The sequence below is a fragment of the Paracoccus sp. BR5-17 genome, assembly GCF_055693925.1.
The window spans coordinates 1072410-1089758 of sequence record NZ_JBVFUV010000003.1; the positions used below are offsets into that span (position 1 = coordinate 1072410).

Genomic DNA, 17349 nt, shown 5'->3' on the forward strand with positions numbered 1-17349 from the left:
GTCAGACGACGCGCGTGACCAGCGGCGTCAGCCCCTCGATCTCGACGGTGGCGACCTGGCCGCGGCCGATCGCGCCCACGCCGGCGGGCGTTCCGGTGAAGATCAGGTCGCCCGGCGCCAGCCGCACGAACCGCGACAGGTGTGAAATGATGTCCGCCACCGGCCAGATCATCTGCGACAGGTCCAATTGCTGGCGCAGGCTGCCGTCGACCGTCAGCGCGATCCGGCCCCGGTCCAGCGCGCCGGTCCCCGAGGCCGGATGCAGAAGCCCGCAGGCCGCCGACAGATCAAAGCCCTTGGCCAGATCCCAGGGCCGCCCCGCCTTCTTCGCGGCGGCCTGCAGGTCGCGGCGGGTGAAGTCGTTGCCGGCGGCATAGCCCCAGATCAGGCTTGCCGCGTCGGCGGGCGCAATCCCCGCGCCGCCGCCGCCCAGGGCCACGACCAGTTCGGCCTCGAAATGCAGATCCTCGGTCGCCGGCGGATAGGGCAGGTCGGCGTTTGCCGTCAGCAGCGTGTCGGCGGGCTTGGAAAAGAAGAAGGGCGGCTCGCGGTCGGGGTCATGGCCCATCTCGCGCGCGTGGTCGGCATAGTTGCGGCCCACGCAATAGATCCGGCGGACCGGAAAGCGGCGGCTGTCGCCCGCCACGGGCAGCGCGGGGGTGGCGGCGGGCGGGATCACGAAGTCGGGCATGGGCAGGGCTTTCGCTGGTTCGGCGGGCCACAGTGTTGCCCCGCCCGCCCCCCGTCAAGGCCAGCTTCGCCCCGACGACAGCGGATCCAGCACCACCACGGTGGGCCGGTCGGGCAATCCGCGCAGCGAGGCCAGATATTCGCTGCCCCCCGTCCGCTGGATGGCGAACTGTCCCGCCATCCCCGACAGGAAGCTTTCCAGCCGCGCCGGGCCGAACCAGTGCATCGGGATCACCACCGAACTGTTCAGCCGGCTGACGACGCGCATCATCGCCGCCTGTTCCATCGTGTAGCTGCCGTCCACCGGCACCAGCAGCACATCGACGCGGCCCAGGCGGGCGTAATCCTCGTCGGTGGGTTCGTGATGCAGATGGCCCAGATGCGCGATGCACAGCCCGCCCGCCTCGAAGACGAAGATCGAATTGCCGCCTTCCTCGACCGCGCCCCAGGACCGGATGTCGGTGGGGACGTTGCGGATCAGCGCGTCGCCCAGGGTCAGGTAATGGTCGGCGGGAACCCCGAACTGTTCGGACCAGCCGCGCAGGACGTGTTCGATGCCGTCCAGCCGGTCGGTCCAGTGGCTGGTATGGGCGCGGTTCATCGTCACCACGTCGGGCACCGGCGCGTCGGGATGCAGGTTGCCGTTGAAGTCGGTGACGATGTCCAGGCCCCCCGGCGTCTGGATCAGGAACATCGCGTGGCCCAGATAGGACAGCCTGACCGACCGTTCCGGCACCGGGTCCGACCACGCGGCCTGCTGGACCCGCTCGGGGCCGGCGGCGACGGCGATGCAGTGGCTGGGCCTGCGGTCCTGCGCCTGCGCGGCCAGCGGCAGCGCGGCGCCGAGGGCGGCGATCAGGGCGGTGGCAAGGGCAAGGCGCATGGTCGTCCCCCGGCTGGTTTGGTCCAGACTAATCCGGTTTGCCCCCTGCCTGCCTCACAACCGCGTGACAGCGCGCGCGGCGGGGCTTATCCCTGACGGCGAAATCTGCAGGATCGGCGCCGCAAGCCCGAGAAGGAGCCCCGCATGTTCATCGCCATGAACCGTTTCACCGTCCCGATCGAGAACGCCGAGGAGTTCGAGGCCATGTGGCTGTCGCGCGACAGCAAGCTGGACACGCTGCCGGGCTTCGTCGCCTTCCACATGCTGAAGGGCCTCGAGGAGGACGGGCGGCGGCTTTACGCCTCGCACACGATGTGGGAATCCGAGGATCACTTCGTCGGCTGGACGCGCAGCCAGCAGTTCCGCGACGCCCATGCACGGGCGGGCGGAACCAGGAAGCTGTACGAGGGCGGCCCCCGCTTCGAGGGGTTCACCGCGATCCAGCAGATCGGCCGGGCCGGCTGACCGGAAGGCAAGGGGGGACATGACCAACACCATCTACGACCAGGGCCTTGACGCCTGCGCGGCCAACTTCGTGCAGCTGACGCCCCTGGATTTCCTGGCCCGCACCGCGGCCATCCATCCCGACCGGCTGGCCCTGGTCCACGGCCCCGTCCGCCGGACCTGGGCCGAGACTTACGACCGCTGCCGCCGGCTGGCCAGCGCCCTGTCGGCGCGCGGCATCGGGCGCGGCGACACGGTGGCGGTGATCGCCCCCAACATCCCCGAGCTTTACGAGGCGCATTTCGGCGTGCCGATGCTGGGCGCGGTGCTGAACGCCATCAACACCCGCCTGGACGCCGAGACGGTGCGCTTCATCCTGCAGCACGGCGAGGCCAAGGCCCTGCTGGTGGACAGCGAATTCGCCCCCCTCGCGCGCGAGGCGCTGCAGGGCTGCGACGTCGGGCTGGTCGTGGACATCCTGGACCCGACCATCGCCCACGGCGACCCGGTCGGCACCCTGGATTACGAGGCGCTGCTGGCCCAGGGCGATCCCGCCCATGACTGGCAGCCGCCTGCCGACGAATGGGACGCCATCGCGCTGAACTATACCTCGGGGACGACCGGCAACCCCAAGGGCGTGGTCTATCACCACCGGGGCGCGGCGCTGAACGCGCTGGCGCAGCTGCAGGACTGGGGGATGCCCGCCCATTCGGTCTATCTGTGGACGCTGCCGATGTTTCACTGCAACGGCTGGTGCTTCCCCTGGGCGATGGCCGCCAATGCCGGGACCTCGGTCTGCCTGCGCGCGGTGCGGGCCGAGCCGGTCTTCGACCTGATCGCGGCCGAACGCGTGACGCATTTCTGCGGCGCGCCGATCGTGCTGAACATGCTGGCGCAGAACGCGCATCTGAAGCGGTTCGATCACCCGGTGAAGGTGATGACCGCCGGCGCCTCGCCCCCCGCCGCCGTCATTCAGGCGATGGAGGACATCGGCGTCGAGGTGACCCATGTCTATGGCCTGACCGAGGTCTATGGCCCCACCGTCGTCTGCGTCTGGAAGCAGGAATGGGACGACCTGCCGCCCGATCAGAAGGCGCGGCTGAAGGCCCGCCAGGGGGTGCGCAACACCGCCCTTGCCGGGCTGATGGTGGCCGATCCCGAAACCCTGGTCCCCGTCCCCCACGACGGCGAGACCCTGGGCGAGATCTTCATGCGCGGCAACAACGTGATGCGCGGCTACCTCAAGAACCCCGAGGCCACCGCCAGGGCCTTCCGCGGCGGCTGGTTCGCCACCGGCGATCTGGGCGTGATGCATCCCGACGGTTATGTGGAAATCAAGGACCGCAGCAAGGACATCATCATCTCGGGTGGCGAAAACATCTCGTCCGTCGAGGTCGAGGACGTGCTGTATCGCCACCCGGCGATCAACGAGGCGGCGGTGGTGGCCCGCACGGACGCGACCTGGGGCGAAACCCCCTGCGCCTTCGTGGACCTGCGCCCCGGCAAGGAGGCTACGGAGGCCGAGATCATCGCCTTCTGCCGCGAACACATGGCCCGCTACAAGGTGCCCAAGACCGTGGTGTTCGGGCCGCTGCCCAAGACCTCGACCGGCAAGATCCAGAAGTTCGTGCTGCGCGATCAGGCCCGCAGCCTGCCTGGCTGAGGGGCGGGCAGCACCGCCCCCGCAAAGCCGTCATCCGCGATGTCGCGGCACAGGCCCGACCAGTCGCAGCCTGCGCAGGCGCCGCGGATGCTGCCGCTTGCGAAGGCGCGGCGCATCCGGACCAGCGTGCCGGGTTCCAGCACCAGGCGCTGTCCCGCCGCCAGCGGACGGCCCAGCAGCAGGGCCACGTCCCGCAGGGCCCGCGCGTCGCGGCCCGCCGCGCTGTCGTTCCGGCAATGGCAGGCGGGACTGTCCAGCATCGGCGCGCAGACATCGTCGAGCCCCTCGACCAGCACCACCGCCTCGCCCGCGGCGATGCGCGTGGCGATGGCGGTGAAGCCCGCCGTGAAGGCCGGGCTGTAGCCCTTGCCCGACCAGGTCAGCAGGCACAGCAGGTGATGGCCGCGCAGCCGGACCGTCATGCGCGGCGCGGACGGCCCAGCTGGCGCAGCGCAAGCGCGCCGACGGCGGATTTCAGCACCGCGCCGACCAGGAAGGGCGTGACGCCGTGGACGATCGCCGCATCCCAGCCGATGCCGCGCGACAGCCAGGCCGCGCCCAGGGCCAGGCAGATCAGGTTGCCCGCCAGCATCGACAGGAAGGCCAGCCCGGGGCGGTCGCCGTTCCAGCCGCGCTCGGCCAGCCAGCCGATCTGCGCGGCCATCACCGGAAAGGCCACCAGATAGCCGCCCGTCGGTCCGGCGAAATGGGCCAGCCCGCCCGCGCCGCCCGCCAGCACCGGCAGGCCCAAGGCCGCCTGGCCCAGCCAGGCCAGCACCGTCAGCGTGCCCAGCCGCCAGCCATAGAGCGCGCCGATCATCGCCACGGTGAAGGTCTGCATGGTGACGGGCACCGGGACCATCGGCACCTCGATGCGCGAGGAGATGGCCAGAAGGATCGTGCCGAAGGCGACGGCCAGAAGCTTGACGGGCAGCGACCGGCTGGGAAGATCGACGGCGCTGAAGGACTGCGAGGCGGACATGGGAGGCTCCGTTTAGATTTATAGATAATTCCAGGGTCTTCGTGCCACGATAGTTCACGAATTATCTATCCGATCAAGGGGCGATCGTCAGCGGCGCGACAGCGCCCGCTGTCCGCTGAACTGGACATGCCGCGCCAGCACCGCCAGGGCGCGGTCCGGGTCGCCCGACCGCAGCGCGTGCAGGATCGCCCGGTGGTCGCGGTCGGTGGGGGCGTCCCATTCCGCCCGCCAGCCGGAAAACAGGAAGCGGGCGCTTGCGGTGTGCAGGTCGGCGATGGACTTCAGCAGGCGCGGCATCCCGCAGGGGTCCAGGATCAGCCGGTGGAAGCGGCGGTTGGCGTCCTCCCAGGCCTCGACATCGCCGGCGCGGTCGCCGGCCCGGATCGCCTCCTCGGCCCGGTCCAGGATGGCGGGGGTCAGATGCGGCGCGGCGTGGCGCAGGGCCAGCACCTCGAGCGCGGCGCGCATCTCGGCCACCTCGCGCACCTCGGCCTGGGAAAAGCCCGCGACGCGAAAGCCGCGCCGGGGTTCGCTGACGGCAAGGCCGCGGCTTTCCAGGTGGCGGAAGGCCTCGCGCACGGGGACGTGGCTGGCGCCGAACTCGGCGGCGACATGATCCTGGCGCAGGCGTTCGCCGGGCGCGATCTGGCCCGAGACGATGCGCGCGGCAAGTTCGCGGCTGATGCGGTGGGCAAGCGGTTCGGGCGGCATGGACCGTCGATAATCCAGCCGCCCGCCCCCGTCCAGAGATCAGAAGCCCGGATGCGTCCTGAGGAACTCTTGCTCGGCCGGCGTGTCGGCGCGGCCCAGGGCGGCGTTGCGGTGCGGAAAGCGGCCGAACCGCTCGATGATGTCGCGGTGCCGGATGGCAAAGTCGAGGCTGCCCGCATCGCCCAGATCGCGGTAAAGCGCGACCGAGCGGGCCTGGTCGGCCGGATCCTCGCTGTGCATGAAGGGCAGATAGAAGAACTGCCGCCGCTGCGGATCGACCTGCCGGTCGAAGCCCGCGTCCAGGGCGGCGCGGGCCCGATGCAGGGCGATGTCGTTCGATTCGAAGGCCCGGCCGCTGCCGCGGAAGATGTTGCGGGGAAACTGGTCCAGCACGATCACCAGGGCCAGCGCGCCCTCGGGCGTGGCGGCCCAGCCGTCCAGATCGCCGCGGCGCGCGGCCTCGTAGGTGGGGGCGAAGGTGTCGCGGATGCGGCTGTCGATCTCCTCGGACTTGGCGAACCACATCGGCTGCATCTGCGCCGAGAACCAGAAGTCCAGCACGTCTTGGGCGGTCCTGATGGCCATGGGCGCTTCCTTTCGGGTCAAGGGCCTTGACGGGGGCTGCGGGGCGCCCCCGGCGGGGGCTAGTCCAGCGGTTTCAGCCGCGCCTCGATGGCGGCGCGCCGGGGTTCGAGGAAGGGCGGCAGCGACAGGCCGCGGCCCATGCTGTCGCGCGGCTCGTCCACGTCGAAGCCGGGGCCGTCGGTCGCCAGTTCGAACAGGGTGCCGCCCGGCTCGCGGAAATAGAGCGAACGGAAGTAATACCGTTCCACCTCGCCCGAGTTCGGGACGCGAAGCCCCCGGAGACGCTCGGTCCACCAGGTCAGCGCCGCCGTGTCGGGCACGCGGAAGGCCACGTGGTGAACGCCGCCCGCGCCCTGCCGGGCAGGGGGCAGGTCCGGCTGGACCGCCACGTGCAGTTCGGCGGCCGCGCCGCCCTCGCCCATCGCGAAGACGTGGACCTGGCCCTGCCCGTCCGGGCTGGCATAGTCGCGGACCTGCGCCATGTTCATGACCTGGGTCAGCAGGGCGGCGGTCGGGTCCAGGTCGGGAACCGACAGGATGATCGGGCCAAGGCCCCGGATCCGGTGTTCCGGGGGCACCGGGCTCTGGTCCCAGGGCTGGCCCGCGGGTTCGGGGGCGGCGACGAGGCGCAGGCGCTGGCCTTCGGGGTCTTCCAGGTTCAGGCTGGCGCGGCCGTCCAGGATCTGGATCCGGCCGACGGTGGCCCCGCTGGCGGCCAGGCGCGCGGCCCACCAGTCGAGGCTGGCTTCGGCCACCCGCAGCCCGGTGCGGATCACCGACCGGCCGCCGCGCCGTTCCGGCGCCGCGGGCCAGTCGAAGAAGGTGATGTCGGTGCCGGGCGTCCCGGCGCCGTCGGCGTAGAACAGGTGATAGGCCGAGGTGTCGTCCTGGTTCACCGTCTTCTTGACCCGGCGCAGCCCGAGCGTCGCGGTATAGAAGCGGTTGTTGCCCGCCGCATCGGCGGTGATGGCGGTCAGGTGATGGATACCGGTCAGGTGCATCGGCGGGGCTCCTTCGGGGTCGGGACCGCGGCCACTATGGCCCGATCGCCGCGTTCGCGGCAACCGCTGTGGCGGCAAACCTGCGTTCGCGTCTTGCGAACGGGCAGCGGCCGGCTATGGTCGGCGCATGGACTGGTCGATCCGCGATATCCGCACCTTCCTGGCCGTGCTGGATGCCGGCAGCATCTCGGGCGCGGCGGCGCGGGCGGATCTGGCGAAGTCGGTGGTCAGCAAGCGCATCAGCGGGTTCGAGGCCGCGCTGGGCGTGGCGCTGTTCACCCGCCATGCCGGGCGGATCGCGCCCACCGACGCGGCCCTGGCCCTGGCCGAGCGCCTGCGCCCCGCGCTGGCCGAACTGGTCGCCGCGACCGAAAGCGTGGGCGCGGGGCAGGCCGATCTGCGCGGCCGGCTGGTCGTCGCCGCGCCGATGAGCTTCGGCATCCGGCACCTTGGCCCGGTGATCGCCCGCTTCGCGCGCGCCCATCCCGGGCTCGAGATCGTGCTGGATTACGACGACCAGCTGACCGACCTGGGCCGGGCGGGCTTCGATCTGGGGCTGCGGATCGGCCGGATGCGCGACAGCCGGCTGATGGCCCGCCGGATCTGCGCCGATCCCCGGGCGCTGGTGGCAAGCCCGGATTATCTGGCCGCGCAGGGGCCGGTCGGCGACCCCGCCGATCTGGCGCGCCACAGCGCCATCGGCTATCTGAACGCCCGGATCGGCGACATCTGGCCCTTCGCGGGCGTCGCGCCGCCGCCCCTGGGCCGCATCACCGCCAACAACGGCGAGGCGATGCGCGACATGGCGATCGGCGGGCTGGGTCTGGCGCTGCTGCCGATGTTCATCGTCCACGACGCGCTGCGCGACGGGCGGCTGGTGCGCCTGCTGCCGGATCTGCCGCAGGATCCGCTGCCCATCAGCCTGGTCTGGCCGCCGATCCGGCCGATGCCGCGCAAGACCCGCGCCTTCATCGACCATCTGGCCCAGGCCTTTGCCGGGGCGCCGCCGTGGCTGGCGGGGTTGTAGCCGGCGCCTCTTGCCCCGAGGATGGTTTGCCCGGGGGCAGAGATTCGAGGCAAGATGCTGGTTGATCCGAATGCGCCGTTCTTCCGCCCCCTGTGGGTGCGGATCCTGTGCGTCGTCGTCCCGCTGCTGTGGGCGGGGGTCGAGTTGTGGACCGGCAGCCCCTTCTGGGCGTTCCTGTCGGGGGCTGCCGGGCTTTATCTGGCCTATGAGCTGTTCTTCAACCGCAGGCCCGGTTGACCTCAGGCCGACAGGCCGACCGTCCCGTCCAGCCAGGCGAAGCCGTTGGCCGGCAGGTCCAGAACCCTGTCCGACAGCGCCGCGCGCGACGGCCCCACCAGGGCCGCGGCATCCGACAGCGTCAGGCGCGCCGGCGTCTTCGCCAGGTTGAAGACGCAGGTCAGCGCCCGGTCCCCGCTGTCGCGGCGGAAGGCCAGGATCGGCTCGGGCAGGTCGAGAAACGAGGTTTTTCCTCGGCGCAGCGGCATCTGCGCCTTGCGGAAGGCCAGCGTGGCGCGGTAGGCCGCCAGCACGCTGTCGTTGTCGGCCTGCTGACCCTTGACGTGGCGCGCGGCCTGCGGGGCCTTGACGGGCAGCCAGGGCTTGGCGGTGGAAAAGCCGCCATGCGGGCTGTCGTCCCAGACCATCGGCGTGCGGCAGCCGTCGCGGCCCTTGATCTCGGGCCAGAAGCGCAGCGCCGGGGGATCGGTCAGTTCCTCATAGACCAGTTCGGTCTCGGTCTGGCCCAGTTCCTCGCCCTGGTAGAGGCAGATGGTGCCGGGGAAGGACAGCAGCATCGCCGCCGCCTGCCGGGCAAGCGCATCGGGCGATTCGGCATGGGGCAGCCAGCGGGTGACGTGGCGGAACACGTCGTGGTTCGAGAACGACCAGCAGGCATGGGCGTCGGGCGCGCCGTTCTGGACGCCCTCGATGGTGTGGCGGAAATGGTCGGCGGTGAACTTCTGGCTCAGCATCTCGAAGCTGTAGCACATGTGCAGCCGGTCGCTGCCGGCGGTGTATTCCGCCATCAGGCGGATCGAGGTGTCGCCGCCTTCGCCCACCTCGCCCACCATCATGCGGGCGTCGTATTCGTCGGTCAGCTTGCGCATCCGCTTCAGGAAGGCGATGTTTTCGGGGCGGTTCTTGGAATAGACATGGCGCTGCATGTTGTAGGTGTCGGGCGCCGTGCTGTCGGGGTTGGGCGGGTTGTTGCGCAGCCGCGCGTCGTGGAAATAGAAGTTCACCGTGTCCAGCCGGAAGCCGTCCACACCCCGGTCGAGCCAGAAGCGCATGGTCCCCAGCAGGGCATCCTGCACCTCGCGGTTCCACAGGTTCAGGTCCGGCTGCTCGATCAGGAAGTTGTGCAGGTAATACTGGCGCCGCTGCGGCTCCCACTCCCATGCGGGGCCGCCGAAGACGGACGGCCAGTTGTTGGGCGGGGTGCCGTCGGGATTGGGGTCGGCCCAGACGTACCAGTCGGCCTTGTCGTTGTCGCGCGACCGGCGGCTTTCCGCGAACCAGGGGTGGCGGTCGCTGGAATGGCTGATGACCTGGTCGATGATGACCTTCAGCCCCAGGTCGTGGGCGCGCGCGACCAGGGCATCGAAGTCGTCCAGCGTGCCGAACAGCGGGTCGATGTCGCAATAGTCGCTGACATCGTATCCCATGTCCTTCATGGGCGACGTGAAGATCGGCGACAGCCAGATCGCGTCCACCCCCAGCTGCGCCACGTGGTCCAGCCGCCGGGTGATGCCGGGCAGGTCGCCGATGCCGTCGCCGTCGCTGTCCTGAAAGCTGCGGGGATAGATCTGGTAGATCACCGCGTCACGCCACCATTCGGTCATGAGATTCTCCTGTCTGGCCGAGTCGCGCCGATAGAACACATCCGGCCGGTGGACATAAAGGTGGTCTCGCCGCGAAGTGATGGATTGCCCTCCCCAAGGGGCGGGCTAGACTGGACCGGCAGGCCCGATCGCCGGCAGACCGAAGCGGCGGCGGAAAGCGGCGGTGGGCGGGCAGGCCGGCAGTCGGCGGGTTGCATTCGGGGGGTTGAAGGGGAGGATGGTCCATGAGTGAGCCGAGACTGACGCGCCGCGCGATGGCCTTCGTGCTGGCCGGGGGACGCGGAAGCCGTCTGAGGGAATTGACCGACCGCCGGGTGAAGCCGGCGGTCTATTTCGGCGGCAAGACCCGCATCATCGACTTCGCGCTGTCGAACGCGATGAACTCCGGCATCCGCAAGATCGCCGTGGCCACGCAGTACAAGGCCCACAGCCTGATCCGCCACGTCCAGCGGGGGTGGAACTTCTTTCGCGCCGAACGCAACGAATTCATGGACATCCTGCCCGCCAGCCAGCGGATGTCCGAGGAACACTGGTATCGCGGCACCGCCGATGCGGTGACCCAGAACATCGACATCGTGGACAGCTATGACGTGGATTACATCGTCATCCTGGCGGGCGACCACATCTACAAGATGGATTACGAGATCATGCTGCGCGAGCATTGCGAGAGCCGCGCAGACGTGACCATCGGCTGCCTGACGGTGCCGCGGATGGAGGCCACCGCCTTCGGCGTGATGGCCGTGGACGACGCCGGGCGCATCACCTCGTTTCTGGAAAAGCCCGCCGATCCGCCGGGGATGCCCGACGACCCGAACAGCGCGCTGGCCTCGATGGGGATCTATGTCTTCAGCTGGCCCTTCCTGCGCGACCTGCTGCTGCGCGATGCGCAGGATCCCGAATCCAGCCACGACTTCGGCCATGACCTGATCCCCGCCATCGTCAGGAACGGCAAGGCGATGGCGCACCGCTTCGACGTGTCCTGCGTGCGCGACCCCGGGGCGCCGCCCTACTGGAAGGACGTGGGCACCATCGACGCCTTCTGGCAGGCCAACATCGACCTGACGGATTTCACCCCGGAACTGAACCTGTGGGACCGCGAATGGCCGATCTGGACCTATGCCGAAAGCGTGCCGCCCGCCAAGTTCATCCATGACGAGAAGGACCGGCGCGGGATCGCCGTCTCGTCGATGGTGTCGGGGGGCTGCATCATCTCGGGGACCGAGATCCGCAACTCGCTGCTGTTCACGCAGGTCCATACCAACAGCTATGCCCAGCTGGATCATGTGGTGGTCCTGCCCTATGTCACGGTGAACCGCAGGGCGCGGCTGACCCGCGCGGTCATCGACGCGGGCGTGGTCATTCCCGATGGGCTGGTCGTGGGCGAGGATCCGCAGGAAGACGCCCGGTGGTTCCGCGTCAGCGAGGGCGGCATCACCCTGATCACCCAGGACATGCTGGACCGGCGGGCGGCGGGCCTTTGACGCGCGTCCTGTCGATCGCGTCGGAATGCGCGCCGCTGGTCAAGACGGGCGGGCTGGCGGATGTCGCGGGCGCCCTGCCGGCGGCGCTGCGGGCCGAGGGGGTGCAGATGCGGACCCTGCTGCCCGGCTATCCGGCCGTCATGGGCGCGCTGCGGGACGTGTCCGAAGTCTTCTACTACCACGACCTGTTCGGGGCGCCCGCGCGGCTTCTGGCGGGCCGCGCGGCGGGGCTGGACCTGCTGGCGATCGACGCGCCCCACCTGTTCGCGCGGGCCGGCAGCCCCTATCTGGACGCCGACGGGCGCGACTGGCCCGACAACCCGGAACGCTTCGCTGCGCTGTCCTGGGTCGGTGCGCATGTCGGCGTCCACGGCGCGCTGGGCTGGCATCCGCAGGTGCTGCACGGCCATGACTGGCAGGCGGGCTTCTTCACCGAATACCTGCGCCAGATGGGCGGCGGCCCGGCGACGGTGCTGACCATCCACAACATCGCCTTCACCGGATCCACCGATCCGGGCCGGATCGGGTCGCTGCGCCTTGACCCCTGGCGCTTCCACATCGAGGGCTATGAATTCTATGGCGGCGTCTCGGCGCTGAAGGCGGGGCTGATGGGGGCGGATGCGCTGACCACCGTCTCGCCCACCTATGCGGCCGAACTGATGACCCCGGAATACGGCATGGGCCTGGACGGGGTGATCCGCCACCGGCGCGAGGCGCTGACCGGCATCCTGAACGGCATCGACCTGGACATCTGGAACCCCGCCGCCGATCCGGCGATCCGGCCCTATCACGACCCTGCGGGCAAGGCCCCCAACAAGGCCGCCCTGCGCGCCGAGATGGGCCTGCCGGACGCCGAGGGGCCGCTTTGCGTCATCGTGTCCCGGATGAGCCACCAGAAGGGCCTCGACCTGGTGCCGGACGCGCTGCCCGCGCTGCTGGATCACGGCGGGCAACTGGCGGTCCTGGGATCGGGGGAAGGCTGGCTGGAGAACGCCTTCCGCGACCTGGCCGGCCGCAGCCCCCATGTCGCCGTCCGCATCGGCTATGACGAGGGGCTGTCGCACCGGATGATCGCCGGGGGCGACGCCATCCTGGTGCCCTCGCGGTTCGAGCCCTGCGGCCTGACGCAGATGTACGGGCTGCGCTACGGCACGGTGCCGGTCGTGGCGCTGACCGGGGGGCTTGCGGACACGGTCATCAACGCCTCGCCCGCGGCGCTGGCGCGCGGGGTGGCGACGGGGCTGCAGTTCACTCCGGTGACGGCCGATGCGCTGCGCGGCGCGCTGACGCGGCTCTGCGGGCTTTATCGGGACCACGATACCTGGTCGCGGATGGCGGCGAACGGCATGGCCCATCCGGTCGGCTGGGACCAGTCCGCCCGCGCCTATGCGGCGCTCTACGCCAGGCTGGCGGGGGGACGATGAGCTATTCCCTGTCGGCCGGGCATCCCTTTCCGCTGGGCGCCACCGTGGACGGGGACGGGGTCAACTTCGCCCTCTTTTCGCGCCACGCCGACCAGGTGCTGCTATGCCTGTTCGACGAAGCGGGCCGCGAGACGCGGATTCCCCTGCCGGAACGCGAGGGCTATGTCTGGCACGGCCATGTCGCCGGCCTGGCGCCGGGGCAACGATACGGATACCGCGTCCAGGGCCCCTACCGGCCCCGCGACGGGCACCGCTTCAACACCAACAAGCTGCTGATCGACCCCTATGCCCGCCGCCTGACCGGCAATCCGCGCATCCACGACGCGCTGCTGGGATACAGCGCCGGACATGCCGATGCCGACCTGTCCTTCGACCGCCGCGACAGCGCGCCGTTCATGCCGCGATCCGTGGTGGCGGATCCGGCCTTCGACTGGGGCGACGACCGCCCGCCCCGCCGCCCGCTGACCGAGACGGTCATCTACGAGGCGCATGTGAAGGGCCTGACCATGCTGCATCCGGGGGTGGACCGGCCCGGAAGCTTTCTGGCCCTGGCCTCGGACCCGATCCTGGACCACCTGAGCCGGCTGGGCGTCACCGCCGTCGAACTGCTGCCAGTCCAGGCCTTCGCCGACGACCGCTTCCTGGCGCGGCGGGGCCTGTCGAACTACTGGGGCTACATGTCCTACGGCTTCTTCGCGCCCGACCCGCGCTATCTGGAGACGGGCGACATCGCCGAGTTCCAGCGGATGGTCGCGCGCTTCCATCAGGCGGGGATCGAGGTGATCCTGGACGTGGTCCACAACCACACCGCCGAGGGCGACGAGCTGGGCCCGACCCTGTCCCTGCGCGGCATCGACAACGCCGCCTATTACCGGCTCAGGGACGACCGGCGCTTCTACGTGAACGACGCGGGCACCGGCAACGTCCTGGATCTGGACAGCCCCTTTGCCCTGCGGCTGGTGATGGACAGCCTGCGCTACTGGGTCGAGGCGATGCACGTGGACGGCTTCCGCTTCGACCTGTGTTCGGTGCTGGGCCGCACGCGCGGGGTCTTCGACCGCGACGGGCCGTTCTTCCGGGCGGTCCAGCAGGACCCGGTGCTGAACCGCGTCAAGCTGATCGCCGAGCCCTGGGATCTGGGCGAGGGCGGCTATCGGCTGGGCGCCTATCCCGCCCCCTTCTGCGAATGGAACGACCGCTTCCGCGACGGGGTGCGCGGCTTCTGGCGGGGCGATGCGGCCCATGTCGGCCGGCTGGCCAAGCGCGTCGCCGGATCGGCCGCGCGCTTCGACCACGACGGCCGCGCGGCCACCTCCAGCGTCAATTTCGTGGCCGCCCATGACGGCTTCACGCTGATGGACACCGTCAGCTACGGCAAGAAGCACAACGAGGCCAACGGCGAAGGCAACCGCGACGGCCACGACGACAACATCTCGGACAACATGGGCGTCGAGGGACCGACCGGCGATCCCGCCATCCTGGCTCGCCGCGACCGCCGCCGCCGCAACATGATCGCCACCCTGATGCTGAGCCAGGGCACGCCGATGCTGCTGGCGGGCGACGAGCTGAGCAATTCGCAAGGCGGCAACAACAACGCCTATTGCCAGGATAACTCGATCGGCTGGATCCAGTGGGACGGCACCGATCCGGCCTTCCTGGCGTTCTGCCGCCAAGCCATCGCCTTCCGCCAATCCTGCCCGATCCTGCGGCAACGCCGCTTCCTGCACAGCCAGCCGCGCGAAGGCGACGGGTTGCCCGACCTGTTCTGGCGCCGCGCCGACGGGGCGGCGATGACGCTGGACGACTGGTCCGACCCCGACCGGCGCCTGCTGGCGGCCGAGATGCGCATGGCATCGGGCACCCCGGCCTATGCGGCGCTGCCGGGCGCGGCGTTCCTGGTCTTCAACAACGGCCCCGACACGCTGGTGCGGATGCCCGATCCGGGACGTGGGGGCCAGTGGCGCAGGCGGCTGGACACCGCGCAGGACCGGGTGGCGGACCGTCCCGCGGGACCCGAGGAACCGATCGTGGGCGAAAGCGTCGTTGCCTTCCTGCTGGGCAGTTCCCGCTGACCGGCCGGCCGCCTGGCGGGGCGCCGCGGCATCCGGGCTTTTCAAGTCCCGCGAAAACTGGCAACAGGACTCAACCCCCGGCATTTGCCGCGGCGATCGGGGTCAGAACCAGTTTCCAGCCGGCAAGAGGCTCTATTGCAGAACATCCCTTCGGCTCAGGCCCTTCACGACCAGATCCTTCACCACCTGACCCACAGCCAGGGGCGCGGCGCCGAATTCGCCACGCCCTTCGACTGGCGGATGGCGGTCAGCTATACCGTGCGCGACATGATCGCGGGCACCTGGGTCGATGCCTTCCGCGCCGCCCGTGACCAGGGCGCCAAGCGCGTCTGCTATCTGTCGATGGAGTTCCTGATCGGGCGGATGCTGGGCGACGCGATCATCAACCTGGGCCTGGAACAGCCCATGGACGAGGCGCTGCGGATGCTGCGCCTCGACAAGCAGGAGATCCTGGACAACGAGCCTGACGCCGCGCTGGGCAATGGCGGGCTGGGGCGGCTGGCGGCCTGCTTCATGGAATCGCTGTCCTCGCTGCACTGCCCGGCCTTCGGTTATGGCATCCGCTACGAACACGGGCTGTTCCGCCAGCGGTTCGAGGGCGGCCAGCAGGTCGAGACGCCCGAGGACTGGCTGAACCAGCCCCATCCCTGGGAATTCGTCAAGATCGACTACAGCTATACGGTCGGCTTCAAGGGCCATGTCGAGACCGTGGACGGCCGCACCGTCTGGCGCCCGGGCGAAAGCGTGATCGCGCGCGCCTACGATACGCCGGTGGTGGGATGGGGCGGCGGCTGGGCCAACACGCTGCGGCTGTGGGGGGCACATCCGACCACGCTGCTGGATCTGCACCGCTTCAACGCGGGCGACCATACGGCGGCGGCCGAACCCGAGGCCTTGGCCCGGACCCTGTCGCGCGTCCTCTATCCCGACGATCGGACCGACGCCGGCAAGGAGCTGCGCCTGAAGCAGGAATACTTCCTGACCTCGGCATCGCTGCAGGACATCCTGCGCCGCTTCCTGGCCGAACACGGCGACCTGCGGCTGCTGCCCGACAAGGTGGCGATGCAGCTGAACGACACCCACCCCGCCATCGCCGGGCCGGAACTGATCCGGCTGCTGATGGACGATCACGGCCTGCCCTTCGATCAGGCCCGCGACCTGGCGCGGGGCACGCTGAACTATACCAACCACACGCTGATGCCCGAGGCCCTGGAGCGCTGGTCCACCTGGCTGATGGGGGGCGTGCTGCCGCGGCACATGCAGATCATCCAGATGATCGACGACGACCACCGCCAGGCCACGAACCGCCCGCCCCATGTCGGCATCGTCCAGAACGACCAGGTGCGGATGGGCGAACTGGCCTTCATCATGGCCAGCAGGGTGAACGGGGTGTCGGCCCTGCACACCGATCTGGTCAAGGACACGGTCTTTGCCGACCTGCACCGGCTGCACCCGGACCGCATCGTGAACCAGACGAACGGCGTCACGCCGCGCCGCTGGCTGCGCATGTCGAACCCCGGGCTGGCCCGGCTGCTGGACGACACCATCGGCGACGGCTGGACCACCGATCTGGACCGGCTGCGCGATCTGGAACCCCATGCCGAGGATCCGGCCTTCCGCGAGGCGCTGGGCCAGGTCAAGCGCGCCAACAAGGTCTGGCTGTCGGACGGGCTTCTGGCCGATCTGGGCATCCGGGCCGACCCGGACGCGATCTTCGACATCCAGGTGAAGCGGGTCCACGAATACAAGCGCCAGCTTCTGAACATCCTGGAAGCCATCGCCCTGTGGAAGCGCATCCACGACGACCCCAACGGCGACTGGACGCCGCGCGTCAAGATCTTCGGCGGCAAGGCGGCGCCCGGTTACTGGCTGGCGAAATCGGTGATCCACCTCATCAACGACGTGGCGGCGACGATCAACGCCGACCCGGTGACCAGCCGCTATCTGCAGATCGCCTATCCGCCGAACTACAACGTCTCGATGGCCGAGGATCTGATCCCGGCCGCCGACCTGTCCGAACAGATCAGCACCGCGGGAAAAGAGGCCTCGGGCACCGGCAACATGAAGTTCACCATGAACGGCGCGCTGACCATCGGCACGCTGGACGGCGCCAATGTCGAGATCCGCGATCTGGTCGGGCCCGAGAACTTCTTCCTGTTCGGCCTGACCGCCGGCCAGGCCGCGACCGAGGCGGTGACGCCGGGCCATGCCCGCCAGGCCATCGACAAGAGCCAGGACCTGCGCAACGCGCTGCAGCTGATCTCGGAGGGGCGGTTCGGGCGGGCGGAAAGCTATTACACGCTTCTGGACCGGACCTGGAACGACGATCCCTTCCTGGTCGCCAGCGACTTCGACGATTACTTCGCCACGCAGCGCCGGATCGATTCCGCCTATCGCGACAGCGCCACCTGGGACCGGATGGCCGCCCTGAACATCGCCCGGTCGGGGTTCTTCTCCTCGGACCGGACGATCCGGGGCTACATGAACGACATCTGGCAGGTGCGGCCCATCGCCATCTGAACCCCAGGGACCCCTTCAGGGCGCG

16 protein-coding genes are annotated in these 17349 nt (G+C 69.7%); 8 read left to right on the top strand and 8 right to left on the bottom strand.

The genetic code is table 11. From position 1 onward, the window contains the following. Nucleotide 1: 1 nt before the first annotated feature. Nucleotides 2–691, bottom strand: coding sequence for a fumarylacetoacetate hydrolase family protein (locus ACZ1HC_RS06710; protein ID WP_472699294.1), 690 nt, complete (start codon nucleotides 689–691; stop codon nucleotides 2–4). 54 nt (nucleotides 692–745) lie between these two features. Then, on the bottom strand, nucleotides 746–1573 hold the full coding sequence (locus tag ACZ1HC_RS06715; protein ID WP_472699295.1) for an MBL fold metallo-hydrolase: 828 nt from the start codon (nucleotides 1571–1573) through the stop codon (nucleotides 746–748). A 144-nt stretch (nucleotides 1574–1717) separates the two neighbouring features. Between ACZ1HC_RS06715 and hmuQ the strand changes: the two genes are divergently transcribed. Together hmuQ and ACZ1HC_RS06725 are read left to right on the top strand one after the other, a co-directional pair. Next, entirely contained in the window at nucleotides 1718–2038 is a 321-nt protein-coding gene (gene hmuQ / locus ACZ1HC_RS06720) for a heme-degrading protein HmuQ (RefSeq protein ID WP_472699296.1), read from the top strand. 19 nt (nucleotides 2039–2057) lie between these two features. Further along, nucleotides 2058–3680 carry an acyl-CoA synthetase gene (locus ACZ1HC_RS06725; RefSeq protein WP_472699297.1) on the top strand — a complete coding sequence of 541 codons (1623 nt, stop codon included), beginning with the start codon at nucleotides 2058–2060 and terminating at the stop codon, nucleotides 3678–3680. Here the strand turns inward: ACZ1HC_RS06725 and ACZ1HC_RS06730 are convergent. The 5 genes from ACZ1HC_RS06730 to ACZ1HC_RS06750 form a co-directional block, all read right to left on the bottom strand. Then, nucleotides 3656–4102, bottom strand: a complete 447-nt coding sequence (locus ACZ1HC_RS06730) for a DUF1284 domain-containing protein (protein ID WP_472699298.1) — start codon at nucleotides 4100–4102, stop codon at nucleotides 3656–3658. The genes ACZ1HC_RS06725 and ACZ1HC_RS06730 overlap by 25 nt on opposite strands. After that, nucleotides 4099–4662: a biotin transporter BioY gene (locus ACZ1HC_RS06735; protein WP_472699299.1), complete on the bottom strand. Its 564-nt coding sequence runs from the start codon at nucleotides 4660–4662 to the stop codon at nucleotides 4099–4101. Before ACZ1HC_RS06735 ends, ACZ1HC_RS06730 begins: the two co-directional genes overlap by 4 nt. Before the next feature lie 87 nt (nucleotides 4663–4749). Beyond that, entirely contained in the window at nucleotides 4750–5373 is a 624-nt protein-coding gene (locus ACZ1HC_RS06740) for a GntR family transcriptional regulator (RefSeq protein ID WP_472699300.1), read from the bottom strand. Between the two features lie 39 nt (nucleotides 5374–5412). Continuing rightward, the gene (locus tag ACZ1HC_RS06745) at nucleotides 5413–5958 is read right to left on the bottom strand and encodes a DUF924 family protein (protein ID WP_472699301.1); all 546 of its coding nucleotides are present in this window, start codon (nucleotides 5956–5958) and stop codon (nucleotides 5413–5415) included. Nucleotides 5959–6017: 59 nt separating this feature from the next. Then, the gene (locus ACZ1HC_RS06750; protein ID WP_472699302.1) at nucleotides 6018–6959 is read right to left on the bottom strand and encodes a ring-cleaving dioxygenase; all 942 of its coding nucleotides are present in this window, start codon (nucleotides 6957–6959) and stop codon (nucleotides 6018–6020) included. Between the two features lie 127 nt (nucleotides 6960–7086). Between ACZ1HC_RS06750 and ACZ1HC_RS06755 the strand changes: the two genes are divergently transcribed. After that, a complete protein-coding gene (locus ACZ1HC_RS06755; protein ID WP_472699303.1) occupies nucleotides 7087–7986 on the top strand; it encodes a LysR family transcriptional regulator in 900 nt (299 codons plus the stop codon). 54 nt (nucleotides 7987–8040) lie between these two features. After that, entirely contained in the window at nucleotides 8041–8223 is a 183-nt protein-coding gene (locus tag ACZ1HC_RS06760; protein ID WP_472699304.1) for a hypothetical protein, read from the top strand. A gap of 2 nt (nucleotides 8224–8225) precedes the next feature. On the opposite strand, the gene ACZ1HC_RS06765 is transcribed toward ACZ1HC_RS06760, so the two are convergent. Beyond that, the gene (locus ACZ1HC_RS06765) at nucleotides 8226–9827 is read right to left on the bottom strand and encodes an alpha-glucosidase (protein WP_472699305.1); all 1602 of its coding nucleotides are present in this window, start codon (nucleotides 9825–9827) and stop codon (nucleotides 8226–8228) included. Between the two features lie 224 nt (nucleotides 9828–10051). Here ACZ1HC_RS06765 and glgC point away from each other — a divergent pair, with 224 nt between their 5' ends. From glgC to ACZ1HC_RS06785, 4 genes are all read left to right on the top strand, one after another. Next, complete coding sequence (gene glgC / locus ACZ1HC_RS06770) at nucleotides 10052–11308, top strand: glucose-1-phosphate adenylyltransferase (RefSeq protein ID WP_472699306.1); 1257 nt, start codon at nucleotides 10052–10054, stop codon at nucleotides 11306–11308. Beyond that, a complete protein-coding gene (gene glgA / locus ACZ1HC_RS06775) occupies nucleotides 11305–12732 on the top strand; it encodes a glycogen synthase GlgA (RefSeq protein WP_472699307.1) in 1428 nt (475 codons plus the stop codon). Before glgC ends, glgA begins: the two co-directional genes overlap by 4 nt. After that, nucleotides 12729–14804, top strand: a complete 2076-nt coding sequence (glgX, locus tag ACZ1HC_RS06780; RefSeq protein ID WP_472699308.1) for a glycogen debranching protein GlgX — start codon at nucleotides 12729–12731, stop codon at nucleotides 14802–14804. Before glgA ends, glgX begins: the two co-directional genes overlap by 4 nt. A 135-nt stretch (nucleotides 14805–14939) precedes the next feature. Then, a complete protein-coding gene (locus ACZ1HC_RS06785) occupies nucleotides 14940–17324 on the top strand; it encodes a glycogen/starch/alpha-glucan phosphorylase (protein WP_472699309.1) in 2385 nt (794 codons plus the stop codon). Nucleotides 17325–17349 lie beyond the last annotated feature (25 nt).

Excerpts from the sequence above, each read along its gene's own strand:
- ACZ1HC_RS06710 (WP_472699294.1), bottom strand. The coding sequence starts at position 691 with ATGCCCGACTTCGTGATCCCGCCCGCCGCCACCCCCGCGCTGCCCGTG.
- ACZ1HC_RS06715 (WP_472699295.1), bottom strand. The coding sequence starts at position 1,573 with ATGCGCCTTGCCCTTGCCACCGCCCTGATCGCCGCCCTCGGCGCCGCG.
- hmuQ (WP_472699296.1), top strand. The coding sequence starts at position 1,718 with ATGTTCATCGCCATGAACCGTTTCACCGTCCCGATCGAGAACGCCGAG.
- ACZ1HC_RS06725 (WP_472699297.1), top strand. The coding sequence starts at position 2,058 with ATGACCAACACCATCTACGACCAGGGCCTTGACGCCTGCGCGGCCAAC.
- ACZ1HC_RS06730 (WP_472699298.1), bottom strand. The coding sequence starts at position 4,102 with ATGACGGTCCGGCTGCGCGGCCATCACCTGCTGTGCCTGCTGACCTGG.
- ACZ1HC_RS06735 (WP_472699299.1), bottom strand. The coding sequence starts at position 4,662 with ATGTCCGCCTCGCAGTCCTTCAGCGCCGTCGATCTTCCCAGCCGGTCG.
- ACZ1HC_RS06740 (WP_472699300.1), bottom strand. The coding sequence starts at position 5,373 with ATGCCGCCCGAACCGCTTGCCCACCGCATCAGCCGCGAACTTGCCGCG.
- ACZ1HC_RS06745 (WP_472699301.1), bottom strand. The coding sequence starts at position 5,958 with ATGGCCATCAGGACCGCCCAAGACGTGCTGGACTTCTGGTTCTCGGCG.
- ACZ1HC_RS06750 (WP_472699302.1), bottom strand. The coding sequence starts at position 6,959 with ATGCACCTGACCGGTATCCATCACCTGACCGCCATCACCGCCGATGCG.
- ACZ1HC_RS06755 (WP_472699303.1), top strand. The coding sequence starts at position 7,087 with ATGGACTGGTCGATCCGCGATATCCGCACCTTCCTGGCCGTGCTGGAT.
- ACZ1HC_RS06760 (WP_472699304.1), top strand. The coding sequence starts at position 8,041 with ATGCTGGTTGATCCGAATGCGCCGTTCTTCCGCCCCCTGTGGGTGCGG.
- ACZ1HC_RS06765 (WP_472699305.1), bottom strand. The coding sequence starts at position 9,827 with ATGACCGAATGGTGGCGTGACGCGGTGATCTACCAGATCTATCCCCGC.
- glgC (WP_472699306.1), top strand. The coding sequence starts at position 10,052 with ATGAGTGAGCCGAGACTGACGCGCCGCGCGATGGCCTTCGTGCTGGCC.
- glgX (WP_472699308.1), top strand. The coding sequence starts at position 12,729 with ATGAGCTATTCCCTGTCGGCCGGGCATCCCTTTCCGCTGGGCGCCACC.